General features: G+C 43.4%; 11 protein-coding genes. 2 read left to right on the top strand and 9 right to left on the bottom strand.

Features of this window, described 5'->3' with window-relative positions; all coding sequences use genetic code 11:
* Positions 1–120: 120 nt before the first annotated feature.
* Entirely contained in the window at positions 121–972 is an 852-nt protein-coding gene (gene trmB / locus ACZW67_RS13060; protein WP_465183604.1) for a tRNA (guanosine(46)-N7)-methyltransferase TrmB, read from the bottom strand.
* 626 nt (positions 973–1,598) lie between these two features.
* Between trmB and ACZW67_RS13055 the strand changes: the two genes are divergently transcribed.
* Positions 1,599–2,528, top strand: a complete 930-nt coding sequence (locus ACZW67_RS13055) for a DUF2628 domain-containing protein (protein WP_465183603.1) — start codon at positions 1,599–1,601, stop codon at positions 2,526–2,528.
* Between the two features lie 12 nt (positions 2,529–2,540).
* Here the strand turns inward: ACZW67_RS13055 and ACZW67_RS13050 are convergent, their stop codons facing one another.
* From ACZW67_RS13050 to gmk, 8 genes are all read right to left on the bottom strand, one after another.
* Positions 2,541–4,427: a monovalent cation:proton antiporter-2 (CPA2) family protein gene (locus ACZW67_RS13050; protein ID WP_465183602.1), complete on the bottom strand. Its 1,887-nt coding sequence runs from the start codon at positions 4,425–4,427 to the stop codon at positions 2,541–2,543.
* Between the two features lie 77 nt (positions 4,428–4,504).
* Complete coding sequence (locus ACZW67_RS13045; RefSeq protein WP_465183601.1) at positions 4,505–5,209, bottom strand: hypothetical protein; 705 nt, start codon at positions 5,207–5,209, stop codon at positions 4,505–4,507.
* Positions 5,210–5,418: 209 nt separating this feature from the next.
* Positions 5,419–6,570 carry a cation diffusion facilitator family transporter gene (locus ACZW67_RS13040; RefSeq protein ID WP_465183600.1) on the bottom strand — a complete coding sequence of 384 codons (1,152 nt, stop codon included), beginning with the start codon at positions 6,568–6,570 and terminating at the stop codon, positions 5,419–5,421.
* Positions 6,571–6,655: 85 nt separating this feature from the next.
* Positions 6,656–8,953 (bottom strand): primosomal protein N', encoded by a 2,298-nt coding sequence (locus ACZW67_RS13035; RefSeq protein ID WP_465183599.1) that lies wholly within the window; start codon positions 8,951–8,953, stop codon positions 6,656–6,658.
* Between the two features lie 141 nt (positions 8,954–9,094).
* Entirely contained in the window at positions 9,095–9,475 is a 381-nt protein-coding gene (locus tag ACZW67_RS13030) for a RidA family protein (protein ID WP_110923276.1), read from the bottom strand.
* Between the two features lie 383 nt (positions 9,476–9,858).
* A complete protein-coding gene (locus ACZW67_RS13025; RefSeq protein WP_110923275.1) occupies positions 9,859–12,057 on the bottom strand; it encodes a RelA/SpoT family protein in 2,199 nt (732 codons plus the stop codon).
* 332 nt (positions 12,058–12,389) lie between these two features.
* The gene (rpoZ, locus tag ACZW67_RS13020) at positions 12,390–12,650 is read right to left on the bottom strand and encodes a DNA-directed RNA polymerase subunit omega (protein ID WP_110923274.1); all 261 of its coding nucleotides are present in this window, start codon (positions 12,648–12,650) and stop codon (positions 12,390–12,392) included.
* A 187-nt stretch (positions 12,651–12,837) separates the two neighbouring features.
* On the bottom strand, positions 12,838–13,464 hold the full coding sequence (gene gmk, locus ACZW67_RS13015) for a guanylate kinase (protein ID WP_201591617.1): 627 nt from the start codon (positions 13,462–13,464) through the stop codon (positions 12,838–12,840).
* Between the two features lie 323 nt (positions 13,465–13,787).
* Between gmk and ispH the strand changes: the two genes are divergently transcribed.
* The gene (ispH, locus tag ACZW67_RS13010) at positions 13,788–14,744 is read left to right on the top strand and encodes a 4-hydroxy-3-methylbut-2-enyl diphosphate reductase (protein WP_465183598.1); all 957 of its coding nucleotides are present in this window, start codon (positions 13,788–13,790) and stop codon (positions 14,742–14,744) included.
* Positions 14,745–14,969: the final 225 nt, after the last annotated feature.

Genomic DNA, 14,969 nt, shown 5'->3' with positions numbered 1-14,969 from the left:
TACAGCTGATGATTTATCAAGAATTAATCTGAAAACCAGTAACTGGTCAGTTGTAAAGCAAAAAAAGCGGCTAAATATATTAGCCGCTTTTTTAGATCTACCACAAATATGTTATCAGTATTAATCTTTGATATAGATTAAATCCCATACGCCATGCCCACGTTCTAGGCCGCGACGCTCAAACTTGGTCATTGGACGAAAGTCAGGACGATCCGTAAAGTTACCCGCACCCGCTTGATTGGTTAACCCTGCAAAACCATCTAATACATCAACCATCCAAAATGCATAATGCTCCCAGTCTGTAGCCGTATGGAACCAGCCACCTTGTTTTAAGCTGCGAGTGACGATGGTCATACGTTCCGCACTGACAAATCGACGCTTGTGATGACGTTTCTTTTGCCATGGATCAGGGAAGTAAAGTTGGATACGGTCGACATGATTTTCTGGTAATTGCTTGAGCAACTGAATAGCATCGCCGTTGATGATTTTGACGTTTTTTAAGCCTTCTGTGCCTGCCATATAAGCACATTTACCAATACCAGGCTCATGTACTTCGACACCGACAAAGTTGCGGGTAGGCTCTGCTGCTGCCATTTCAATAAATGAAACACCCAGTCCAAAACCAATCTCTACCGTAAGTGGTGCTTCACTACCATTAGGGCTATCAGCAAATAGTGTGCGTAGATTATTGATACCTTCTAAATCACCATCACCAAAACTGTTATTGACCAAATAATCAGCAAATTCTGGATCGGTCAGTGCCAGTTCGGCATTTTTATTCATGTGCGTACGTCGCTTCATAAACGTATTGACGATACGAATGTGTTTGCTTTCTTCAGGCGCTATCTCATTACCGACATTGTCATCAATGTCAGTATCAATATTGCTTTCAATACTGGTGCTAAGGTTTTTTTGCTCATCAGTAGTACTCGTACTATCGATGTTATCGTTAATATCAGGATGTTGACTCATAGGATTGACAAGACTTAATAAAATGGGTGATGTACGCTTATTATAAGTTAAATCTATACAGCTGTGAACGGACAATGTTTTTTTAATACGCTTATGCTCAATCTACCATGAAAGAGTAAAATCATTAATCTCGTTTGACGTATTGCAGATATATTCATACTTGGCTGCCTTGTACTTCTTTTACATTGAATCAACTATATTTATCGGTCACTTACTATTCTGTACAGCGGTTTTGGCGTTATCATATAACATGCGTAGGGTCTGTTGAACATTCAAATGTGGTGCTGGCAGCCACTATTTTTTAGACAATACGCAGTGAAATTTTTGATGCCTAGTCGTTCTAGGTTAAATAATTTCGCCATGTATTGGTAGAAAATAGTACTGCCCTCCACTCGAGCACAGCTCTTGCCTTGCGAACGGGCAAAGCAGTGCTTTGCTCGATCCGTTCTCAAGGCTGATGCTAAAATCACCCCAAACGTTGTTGCAAACCTAGCTAAGGTCTCGACATTATCGTCGGCTTACGCCTAGTCTGGTGCAATTTTAGCGATCAGCAGCCCTAATATTTGAATGCTCAACAGACCCTAATGAATTTAAACTTTTCTTTATAGTAAATAGGGCACCTCACTATGCTATTTATCGAGACAGATTCGCCACCTCCGTTTTATCAGGATCAGCTGACTGCTGCGAAGCGTAAACAGTTGGATAAGTGGTTTATTAGTCATCGTAGCCAGCACTATTATCTCAAGCGCTTTGAGCAGTTTGATGAGCAAGGTTATTTGTCACCAAAATGGCACTGGGCTGCATTTTTTGTGACTTTCCCTTGGCTACTTTATCGCAAGCGCTATATGGATGCCATTGTATACAGTGTGGCAGGATGGTCGTTCATTCAGCTAAATGTAGCATTGGTGTTGGTTGCCTTTGAATTTGTAGCAATGTCCTATATTCCTGATGCTTATCAGATGGCTACGCGTATAGGTATTGCTGCAATAATCTGGCTGTTTTGGTCATCTATGGTTGCACGTTGGACGGACGCGTATTATTACCGTATGGCACGCCGTGAAATTGCCGATGTTGTGGAGGACTATCAGCGCGATGAGAATGCGCAGAAGGCTCACTTGCAGAGGGAAGGTGGCGTGAGTCTGTTTGGACTAGGCTTGGGGTTTGGATTATTTGCGTTTGCTCTAATGGTGATTAAGGTGCAGTTTTTACCGATTATTGCCAAGCCACAAGCAAATGAAGTGGTGTTTGATGCCTATGATACGGTCAAAACGACACAAAATCGTGTGGCATTACTTTATCAGCGAACAGGACAGTGCCCAACTAATTCGTCCTTGAATACGGCAACAGAGCAAGTAAATATCGACATTGATACCACTGCTGCTGGGGTAGCAGAAACTGACTGTGCGGTGATTGCAACGATTCAGAACATCAAGTTTCCGATACGTTATTTGAATGATCAGACACTGGTTTTTTATCATGTGCCAGACAGCGATAGTTGGAACTGTATGACGTCGCTAAATAAACGGCAAGCGCCACAAAGTTGCTTGCCTGAATAGGGCGTTACGCTATTATTTTTTAGCGTCTGTTACGATATCGTCTTTTTCATCGACTGGCGTCGCTTGGCTCTTTAGCGCTTCATAAAAGTCAGTCAAATCCATTTTTCGTGCTTTACCAATGTCTTCATCAAATAAGCTCTCAAGCTCAGCCATTGCTGATTGTGCAGATTCGATCATACTGGCTTCATCATCATAAATAGCTTGCTGACGTTCAATCAAATCATCATCATAATCACGGAAAGTTTGTACCGTCTCACGCGCTTTTTCTGGTGAGATACCGAGCAGCTGTAGCGACTCACGCGACATATCCAAAGACGATAAATAAGTCTCACGCCATATATGACGGACACCCACTTCACGTAGGCGGTAGTAATGCTGGCGATCGCGTGCTCGTGCTAGGACAATCACGTCTGGATAGTTTTTACGCAAATATTGAGCAGTCGTGATGGAGCGCTCTAAGTCATCAATAGCGAGAATAAAGACGCGTGCTTTGTTGATACCGGCGGCGCGTAAGATTTCGGGGTTTTTGGGATCACCATAGTAAACTTGGTTACCGAATTTTCGGACAAAATCTACGCGATTTGCGGAGCGTTCGATGGCGGTAAATTCAATATTGTGCATGCGCAACACACGACCGATAATCTGACCAACACGGCCAAATCCGGCAATGATTACCTGATGCTCATGGTCTGGAATAGAGTCGTATTCACGGCTTGGCTTGCTCTTAGCAAATAAGGGCTCACCTATCTTTTCTAATAGTAAAAATGCCAATGGCGTGAGTGCCATAGAGATAGTCACAACAAGGTTCAGTGTATTGGCAAGCTCAGGACGCAGGACATTCTGTGCGGTAGCGACACTAAATAGTACGAAGGCAAATTCACCACCTTGAGCGAGAGTCACACCGAGTCTGAGACTGGTCGGCCAGCGATTTCCTAGTACTTTTGCAATTGCTGTAATGACACCAAATTTGATGAACATCAATGCCATCGCACAACCAATGATAAAGATAGGCTCGGCTAGTATAAGTTTGACATCGGTTAGCATCCCAACAGACATAAAGAACAAGCCTAACAGTAGGCCTTTAAAGGGCTCAATACTAGCTTCTAGCTCATGGCGATACTCAGAATCCGCTAGCAATACGCCAGTTAGGAATGCACCTAGTGCCATTGATAGACCGATTTGTCCCATCAAAATAGACACACCCATCACGATAAATAGGGCGACCGCAGTCAGTAACTCTGATGCGCCACTTGACGCCACAAATTTAAAAAATGGTCGAACCACATAGCGACTGGCAAAAATGAGGCCTGCAAATACGGCAAATACCTTACCAAAATAAATCAAATCATAGCTTTGCTCGCGCACCCCTGATAAAAACGGAATGACGGCTAGTAAAGGAATAACGGCAATATCTTGGAATAATAAGATCGTAAAAGCTTCACGACCATGGGTACTCGCAAGCTGCTGTTTTTCAGTCAATATCTGTAATACAAATGCAGTAGAAGAGAGCGCAAGGCCAAAGCCTACGATAAAAGCAGTATCCAGTTGTAAGGAGAAGAAATGATGTAAAAGTAACATCAGTAGCGTGCCAGTCAGGCCGACTTGCAAGCCACCAAGTACAAATATGGAGCGCCGTAATGCCCATAGTCGTGAAGGCTGAAGCTCAAGACCGATGATGAATAGCAGCATCACCACGCCAAACTCAGAAAAGTGTAATAAGCTCTCAGCATCGCCCGCTACATCTAAGCCACTGGGGCCTAATATCAGACCTGTGATGAGATAACCTAAGACCGTCGCAATACCAAATCGTTTACCAAGGGGTACAAAGAGCAGTGCTGCTCCTAAGAAGATTGTAGCTTGTAACATTAAATTTGGTGAGCCGGCGGCGGCAGCAAGCATCTGATATCCTTAAGATGTGGTAATAAGACAAACAATATAAAGTGGCTATAGTGAAAATAATATAGCGTCAACGTAGGTTATTTTTTACGGTAAATCTTCCAAATGCCATTATCAGCAAGCGGATTGTTATAAGCATCATTACGGCGCTTACGTGGGGTCTGTCTGCTATCGACTATTTTAAAGTCGGGTAAAGCATGGACGATGAGTCCAGTACGATAAAAGCGTACCCGTTCAGGCTCTAGCATCTCACCTTTATTATCACGGCAAAACACATAAGCGCGCAGGTCAATAAACTCACGGTGCGCAACCAAACGTGCCTCATCATCGTTATCGAATACTGCTGACATACGCGCAATTTCATCAGCACTATAATCACCGCATTTATCCGTCAGCGCACCTACTGAACCAAAGCTTTTGGATTCTTTAGCACGAGTCTTGGTTAAATGTAGACGCTGAACGTGATAGATAAACTGCGGAATCTCAAGGCTGGCTGGTAGCGGTAGATAGTCGGGCGGTAGATTGGCTGCAGGGTAAAACGCCATCGCGCGCTCAAGTATCGTTTGCCAGCGTTGTTGGTAGGCTTGGACTTCTGCCAAGTTACCTTCATAAATAGGCATGTCACGAATTTGGCGCAAAATATCAGGTGGAAATTGCTCATCACGAAAGCTCGCAATATCTTCTTGCAGCGTTGATAGCAAAACTTTGGCGTGTTTTTTGCCATCTTTTGAAGTGGGGTCGTCGATATAGTCAGGGGCGACAAAGGGCGCTGAGCGTCTAGACATAATGGTATATCTTCAATAGATCGTGAATAAGTTTTTTAAGTCTTAAGTATACAGAATTTCTATTAAAAATATGGCAACGAGACTCAATTTTTCATTATTTGTGACATGCTATTACATTGATAGAAACTAGTGTGACATGAATTTGAGGCTTTTTATTTGTTAATATTTACTTATTTTATATTCATTTGCTTGTTATAAATGGATCATAGTCAATGGTTATGTCCGATGTGACTATTGCTATCAGTTGCTTGTGCGGAAATATTGCAGACCAACGCATCGCTATGTGACTTAGTCTGCGGGTGCGATGAGCTTTCGACTTGGATGGTAGCGTGATGTATGCCAAGCGTGAGCAAGCGTTGTTCTAAATTGGCAATCAATAGGCTTGATTCGTGAATATTCATCTCACCATCGACGACAACATGACAAGATAAGGCATTGAGACCACTGGTAATACTCCAAACATGCAGGTCATGGACTTTTTGTACCTGTGGATGGGCAATCAATGTTTGCTCAACGGTTATCAATGATATCCCCGTTGGCGTACCTTCCATCAAGATATGTACAGAGTCACGAACAACGCGGTAACCACTAAAGAGAATCAGAATAGCAACGATGATTGACGCTGCCGCATCTGCCCATACCCAACCAAAGCTCATCATCAATAGCGCTGCAATAATCGCAGCAACTGACCCCATTAAATCACTTAATACATGTAAGTAAGCACTTTGCATATTGAGGTTAACGGGTTCTTTCGTATCAGCTGTATTGTTTATTGCTTTGGTTTCATTCTCCTCGTGGCTATGACCATGTGCCTCTCCACGATGGCTACCTCGGTGCATCAGCCATGCGACCAAAATATTTACCAGCATACCGATAGTCGCGATGATGAGCATGCCCTGAGTAGCAATGTCAGGAGGAGCGTTAAAGCGTTTAATCGCTTCATAAAAAATCATTAACGCAATAATAATAAGCGTAGCACCATTGACGGTAGCGACCAATATCTCAAAGCGTTTATAGCCAAAAGTCTTTTGATGAGTGGCTGCTCTTTCGCCAATTTTGAATGCCATTAAGGTGGCGCCAAGGGCGATTGCATCACTGAGCATATGACCCGCATCTGATAATAGTGCCAAACTGCCAGTGAGCCAACCACCAATGGCTTCGATGAACATGTAGCCAGTGATGATAATGAAGCTAAACAGTAATGTGCGCTGATAGCCTTTGGTATCTTGCGGTGAAGTTGACTGCTCTAAGTGTGAATCATGATCATGAGAGTTTTGTTCATCGTACTGATGCTCGTGCGTATCAGCAGCACTCTGATGCGTATCATGGGTTGCATTAGTCTTTGAATCTTCTGTAGTCATAACAACCCTCAAATTCTCTGACATTGAATTCGATCGTCAATGTTTGCTCTACATAGTTTAGTGATAGGTACTTAAGGTATTTAGGTTACCAACCAACTGGGTCAATGTCTAAGGTCAGCTTAAGGTACTTTGCGTTTGGCAAAGCAAGTACTGGCTCCCACCATTGATTCAGTACATGGTGTAATTGGCGTCTATCTTTGGCTAAGAGCAGGAGTTGCGCATGGTAACGACTGTTCTTTTTACTCATCGGTGCATCGATAGGACCAAGCACGGCAAGGTTATGTGCGTTCGGTAGAATACTAATGGCATCTTTGAGCGCTTGAGTGGTGGCGGCAAGTGTCTTACCTTCACAGCGTATCAATGCAGCATGAGTATGAGGCGGCAACCCCATCATTTTACGCTCTTGTAGTAGTTCGCGCGCAAATGATAAATATCCATCCTTCACGAGCTTTAATAATAGCTCATTATCTGGTTGTAGTGTTTGAATCAATACCTGTCCAGATTTATCACCGCGTCCAGCGCGTCCAGCCACTTGAATCATAAGCTGTGCAGTATGCTCAGGTGAGCGAAAATCTGCTGACAAAAAGCCACGATCAGCGTTAGGCAAACAGACCAGTGTGACGTTAGGGAAGTGATGGCCTTTTGCGACCATTTGCGTGCCGACTAATATAGCAGGAGTGCCTTCGTTGATACGCTGGTAGATATTTTCCCAGCTGTCTTTACGTCTTGTGGTATCACGATCTATCTGAATAATAGGGTACAGCTCTTTACTGGTTTGCGGATTGGCAAAAATAGCATGCAAGTTTTCGCTGAGCCTAGTGGTTCCCATGCCTTTCGCATCTAAATTTTGACTACCGCAATCAGGACATACAGTAGGAATATAGGATTGCCAGTCGCAATGATGGCATTTTAAATAAGAGTTGCTGACGTAAGTATTATGTTGAGACTGGCTATTATAATGAACGGTTAAGTGAGCATCACAGCGAGGACAGTCTGCCTGCCAACCGCAAGCCTCGCATAATAAAACAGGCGCATAGCCACGACGGTTTAAGAATATCAACACCTGATTGCCCGCTTCTAGTGTTTTTCGTATTGCCCCAATTAAGGCATCTGTCAAACCTGTATCGTAGCGCGCGCCATCGTCTTGTGCTTGCTGATGGGTGCTTTGCAGGCGTGCATCGATGAGTTGCATGGTGGCAGGCTTGGCATTGCCAGGACGAGCGAGCAGTTGACACTCTACGAGTTTGCCATCATCGACCAATTTTAGGTGTTCAAGAGAAGGGGTGGCTGTACCCAGCACAACTGGGATGTTGGCTTGTAGCCCGCGGTATAGTGCAACGTCAGCGGCATGATAACGCAGTGTGTCTTGTTGCTTGTAGGAACCATCATGTGCTTCATCGACGACAATTAATCCCAAGTTTGCAAAGGGATACAGTACTGATGAGCGTGTACCAATGATGATTTGTGCATGACCGGTGCGACAGTCTTGCCATCCTTGTAAGCGATGGGTATTGTTCATCCCTGAATGTAGCAAGACAATATGTGCGGCAAATCGACTGGCGAATCGTGCACGAGTCTGCGGCGTCAAACCAATCTCGGGCACCAAAATTAAGACTTGCTTGCCAGCTTCTAATACTGCCTGCATCGCTTGTAGGTAGACTTCGGTCTTGCCACTACCGGTGATGCCGTTTAGCAAAAATCCTGTATAGCAGCCAGATTCATGTGCAGCGAAGATGGCTTCAACAGCAAGCTTCTGCTCATCGTTGAGATCAAGTGGCATCTTTGCGAGCTTAACAGGCACAGGTGCTTGTTTGGGCTCAATATAGCGCTCGATAAGTCCTTTTTCTTCCAGCGTTTTTAAGAACGCTCTTTGCATACCCTCTAATAACAGCACGTCTTCACTTGCACCGCGCTCGCCATGCAGCTTGAGCATATCGAATTGTTGTTTCTGCTTTTTGGCATTGGTATGAAAATCATCGTCAGTGATATGGGGCAGAATTCGCCAGTGCGTAATCAGCAGATCTAACGGCTTACCTTGACGAACGAGGGTTGGCAAAATAACTGCTAATACGTCGCCGAGGGGGTAGTGATAATAACGCGATAGCCAAGAAGCGAGCTTCAGCATACGCTCATCTAAAATAGGCTCAGCATCCAAGCATTTATCGATAGGCTTGAGCTTGTTGAGTGGCACGCTACTATCGGCTTCGGAGATATGAGCCACGACGATACCGATTAGAGTCTGGCGACCGAAAGACACTTCGACGCGGCTACCAATAGGCGGTATGGATGTGGGGATTGTATTTGGCAAAGTATGCGCATGCGCTGGTAGGCTATAGTCAAATACCCGATAAAGGGGCACGGGTAGAGCAACTTGTACCAACATAAAAGGCTTCGCAATTTGATGAGATTGATGTAAAAAAAGAGACAGAGACTAATAAGCTTAGCATGATGCTAAGCTTATGATGGTTCAATATACAATATTTTATTTAAGCAGAGTCAGCATTAAAATTAGTCACTGTCAAAATTAGTCAATATATAGAATAGACTCAATCTCAACCACGCCACCTTTAGGTAATGCTGCTACTTGAACTGCTGCACGGGCAGGGTATGGTTCGCTTAAATTGGCAACGAATACTTCGTTTAGAACAGCAAAATCACTCAAATCAGTTAACGACACGTTGAATTTAACCACGTCATTCAAACTGCCGCCAGCAGCTTCACAGATGGCTTTGATATTTTCAAATACTTGCTCTGCTTGCGCTTTAAAACCTTCTCTTAACTCCATCGTATCAGGATCAAAACCTAATTGACCTGAAATATAGACAGTGTTGCCGACTTTTACGGCTTGTGAGTAAGTACCAACAGCGGCAGGGGCTTTATCAGTTTGGATAGTTTGACGAGTCATATTATGTCCTTTTTGTGCTTTTTTGGTTTGGTTGATAGTGGCGTATCGTCATTTCGTAGATTTCAGTATAAATGACGATAGGTTTTAATTGTAGGTGCTAAAAATCAAGTAAAACAGTTTATCATTATTTGAGAGTTTTCTAAAATTGCTGAAGAGAATATTCAACGCTTTCTTAAGCAAGATTTAACGATAGGTCATCGCTCTGATAACCCATTCAAGATGACTTATATACGACTTAAAAACAACTCAGACACTATTCTTATAAATAACAAAGGTCTTATAAATAACAAAGGCTAGTGCAGGTACTATAAATAGTAGGCTGAACGAGAAATAGTAGGCTGAACGAGCCTGATGCTGTATCTGATTTATATCAATTGACTATATTATAATTGATATAGGCGTATGATATTAGGAAAGCCAAGTAATGAGCGCAGCTCTCGAATGCCTTGTGCTAAATGATTGCGACTACGTACAATGATATGGATGATGGTATCACTGTTACGGACATCAACGGTTTCGATCCCCATGTTTAGTTGGCGCAAATGATAAATGACTTCAGTGATTTGTTCGTCGCTGAGAGCGACGGAGAGCTTCAAATAAGCAGGGAAGCGAATTTTGCCAGTGTTTTTAATATTGTATTCATCTGGATCGCCTTGTTTGACCGCTTTATCATTACGCCAACGTAGCTGAATTACTTGATAGGGATTGTCTTTACGGATGTCGTCCAAAGAAAAGCATTTGTGTCGATGCACTACCAGACCATGGCGCGATAAATGGCCAACGATAGGATCGCCATAGATAGGATGACAACAGTTGGCAAAATCGAGCTCAACTCCAGAGGCGTTTACTATCAGCTGTTGTGGCTGAGTCATGTCATCGCTATGCTCTCGAGCTTGCAAATCATGAACTTCATCGCTGAATAAGCGGGTCACTACAAGTTGCGGTAGTAGGGTGCCAGAGCTTATTTGCTCAAACAGCGCGTCTTTTTCTGTCAGCCCACGCCATTCAGTGAGGTTTTTCCAGTCACTTTCAGTCAAGTCATCCAGACTTTTTTGGTAGGTTCTAAGTGCTCTATCCAGTGCTTGCTGACCATGATGCTGCTTGTCTGCGGCGGACAAGTCTTTAAACCAACGCAAAATCTCTTCACGGGCTTTGTTGGTGACCACAAACCCAAGCCACTCTGCTTTCGGCTCTGAGTGACTGTTGACTTCGATTTCAACCAGCTGTCCATTTTTTACCACGGTGCCAAGTTTGGCGGCTTTGCCCTCGATATTGGCACCAACGGCCACGTTACCAACCATGGGTCCGACAGCATAAGCAAAGTCTAGTGCCGTTGCCCCTTGTGGTAGCTCATAAGCACGACCTTTCGGGCTATAGCAAATGATTTTACTGGAGTGCAGATAATCCATCAGCTCATTAATCGTAGCGACTGCTGCTGCAAAATCAGGACTGTGTGCATTTAAATTGTCTTCATCGACCAAGTCTTTCATATTGCGCAATGAGGCTTGAATGACCGATTGACTGACATCAGAGGCATGTTCTGCACCGATGACCCCGAGTCTGGCAGCACTTTGCATTTGCTTGGTCAAAATAGTGACTTTGACCACATCGTTATCGCGCTCATAGATAAGTGTGAGCGATTGATTGCCGCCCGGTAGAGGCCGACGAATATTATCCGCGATATGGGTATCGTCAATTTGGTATTTTTTAATCAGGTAATAAGCGAGTTTGTCACAGGCTTCGATATTATCGAGAATAATCTCAAACGCATAATGACGTAGTAGCGCATTAATCTCGCCACGGTTTCGGAAAAATTGTCGGTATATCACCACGCGATTGTCTAGGACAGTGACCAGTCCATTCAGATCCAAGTTGTTGAGTACGATACTCAAATAGCGATGAATGGCCTCTCTCTGGAAGTTACGCCCAAGACCGTGTTGTAGTAGCTTATCAGAGATCTTGTTATACATATCAGAGTCAAGATTGCGATAACACAGCACCTCGATGTAATCAGCAATATCGTTGAGACCCATGAGACGGGCAAATGGTACATAAAAATCTAGGGTTTCTTGTGCAGTCGTGCGTTGCTTTTCAGGGCGTACCGCATCAAGCGTAGACATATTGTGCAAACGGTCGGCAAGCTTAATAATCAACACGCGCGGATCAGCAAGCGTGGCAGTCAAAATCTTATGAAAAGTCGCGGCTTTATTTTGTTGCTTATTATGCGAAGAGGATTTTAGCTTGGTCACACCATCAACCAGTCTTGCGACTACGATGCCATAGCGCTGCTCAACTTGCTCATAGCTCACATCAGTATCTTCGACCGTATCATGCAAAATGGCAGCGATAACGGTATCTCGGTCCAATCGAAAACCTGCCAGTATCTCAGCGACCGCAATCGGGTGGGTGATATAAGGTTCCCCTGATTTGCGCTTATCTTTAATGTGCGCAATATCACCGAACTCACAGGCATCAACAATATCACGGCGTTCAGCGGCAGTGAGATAACCTACTGAGCGCAGCAAATTATATTGAGCGTCATCGACTAGGTGATGACTGAGTTTGGGTAAGGTTTGACTCATAAAGTAACGATCCTATTTTCCATTACCTATTTGCCTGATTGTCTGTCGAGGTAAATGGTGACTGAGTGAATACTATAAAAATCTTGAGAAAAAGATAAAAATGGGTAGCCCATCCTCTAATTAATCGCAAATCACATTCAATGTCAACTGCTAAGCGAGTCGGCGCTATAAAAAATTAAAAATTATAACCCAATGGTAGGTTTTGACGTATAAATAGGGGTTAAAACAGTTTAGTGGCTATCGTTATAATTTATAATCAAAAAACCACAGCATAAGCTGTGGTTTCTATTATAAGTATATAGTGACTACATACTTATTTTAGCAATCAGTTACTAAAAACTGTGATCGCCTGACAGTGCTAAATCTAGCGAACTGGTCGCAAAATTATGCTCTGGTTGATTCAGAATATCGCGAGTGATTTTACCAGCGGCAATTTCACGCAATGCCAATACAGTAGGCTTGTCGTTATCGACATCAACCATAGGCTCAGCGAGACCTTTGGCCAATTGACGTGCGCGCTTGCTTGCTACTAAAATTAGTTCAAAGCGATTATCAACATTATCCAAACAATCTTCAATCGTCACTCGTGCCATAAATAGCTACCTCGGTTGTTTTTATTAGTCTCGGACTTTACCGCTACTCAATAAAAATAATATCAAAAATATAAAAGGGGAATAGCTAGACATTATAGCATTTTTTGCCCAGTCGCGTAGTTGCTTTTTGCGTATCTGTTCGTCGCTACTTAATTTATGCGCTACTAGGCAGTTATCGGTGCTTGGTTTATACGTCTACGTTGCTGTTGAGCAAGTTGCTAATCGTGCGATGATAGCGCTGCTGCTGGCGAGCAAGTGTCTGTCTATCTGCCACGATAATCGCCTTTAGCTCAGTTAATGCGACTTCAAAGTTGTCATTGATAATTACAAAGTCAGCATGCACATACTGTGACATCTCGTTCACTGAACCTGCCAAACGCTGCTCGATAACTTCTATACTGTCTTGTGCACGAGTCGATAAGCGCTGACGTAAGGTGGCGAGGCTAGGCGGCAAGATAAAAACCATCGTCGCTTCAGTGAATATTTTTTTCACTTGCAGCGCGCCTTGCCAATCAATCTCTAAGATGACATCAACGCCTGCCTCTAGCTGCGTACGCACGCTTTGCTCTGACGTCCCATAATAGTTACCAAATACTTCTGCGTGTTCTAAAAACTTATTTTCATTGATATCTGCCAAAAAACTATCTACGTCGGTAAAATGATAATGATGACCATCAATCTCGCCAGGACGCGGGGTGCGAGTTGTGTGTGACACACTGACCGTTAAGTCGTTGGTGGTGGCAAGTAATTGCTTAACTAGTGAAGTTTTGCCAGTACCAGAGGCGGCGGTAATAATAAATAATGAACCTGTCATACAATTTGTCCTAATGGAGTGTGTTCTGATAAACAATTAAAGACTGGTAAAAATAAAAATTGCCATCATACAAGGCGATAGAAGCTATGTGAAGTAAGTCATTATAAACTGCTTTTATGGCTTTTATTTTAATTAAAGCCACTCTTGTCTAGACGCTACTGTTATATCAGTGAGTTGTATCACTCATTGCTATTAGTACATGCTATTTTCAAGAGCAATAAAAGCAAATTATGCTAAAGTAGCAGAATGAATTCATCCCAATATTTGAATTGAAGCTTTTAAAATAAGCTTTAACTATAAATTATCTAATGATAGGCCTTCTTATGCAAATTTATCTTGCCAATCCACGTGGATTTTGTGCTGGTGTGGATCGCGCGATTGCGATTGTGAACGAAGCATTGACACGTTTTGAGCCACCCATTTATGTTCGCCACGAGGTGGTACACAACAAATTTGTCGTTTCTGACTTGGCCAATCGTGGTGCGGTATTCGTCGAAGAGCTTCACGAAGTGCCCGACGGCTCTATCGTTATTTTTTCCGCTCATGGCGTGTCAAAAGCTGTTGAAGATGAAGCGGAGCGCCGTGATTTAACGGTTTTTGATGCCACTTGTCCGCTAGTGACTAAGGTACACATTGAAGTCGCTAAGTTTGCACAAGATGGGATGGATGCAGTATTGATTGGTCATGCTGGACACCCTGAAGTGGAGGGCACGATGGGGCGCTTTAACCGTCGCCATGGTGGTCACATTCATTTGGTTGAAGATGAAAGCGATGTCGCGGCATTGACAGTACAGAATGCTGAGCGTCTAGCATTCGTCACTCAAACCACTTTATCTATGGACGATACAGCGCGCGTCATCGATGCGTTACGTGAGAAGTTCCCTAGTATCCAAGGCCCACGTAAAGATGATATCTGCTATGCCACCCAAAACCGCCAAGATGCGGTAAAAGACTTAGCCAGTCGCTGTGAGGTGGTCTTAGTCGTTGGCTCACCAAACTCATCGAATTCTAATCGTCTGCGTGAATTAGCAGAGCGTATGAATTGCCGTGCTTATTTGATTGATAATGCCAGTGAAATGGACAGAAACTGGTTGGATGGTGTGCAGAGTATAGGTGTGACTGCTGGTGCATCAGCGCCTGAAGTATTGATTCAAGAAGTACTGCAACAGCTCCAAGACTGGGGTGGCGACCTGCCTAGCGAGTTATCAGGTATTGAGGAAAACGTGATATTTAGCTTGCCTAAAGCGCTACGTATTCCGATTACCCAAGTCGGTAAGTAGCCGTAAAACCAGCTACTATAAAGGTTCGCGATTAAAATAACCTACTATGAGCACAGTAGAATGAACAAGCAAAACAATAAGTTTGTACTAGCAACGGCCACTCTCGCTGAAGTTAATAAGCAATTAAAAATTAATATGCTGGTGACTGTGGTAGTAGCATTTGTGTTGTTTATGAACATGATGAAATTTATGTCAGAAAAAACATTTTTTTATGCAGCACTCGTC

Source organism: Psychrobacter sp. TPE 89C (genome assembly GCF_055522395.1).
This window is presented reverse-complemented; position numbering and strand designations above follow the sequence as displayed.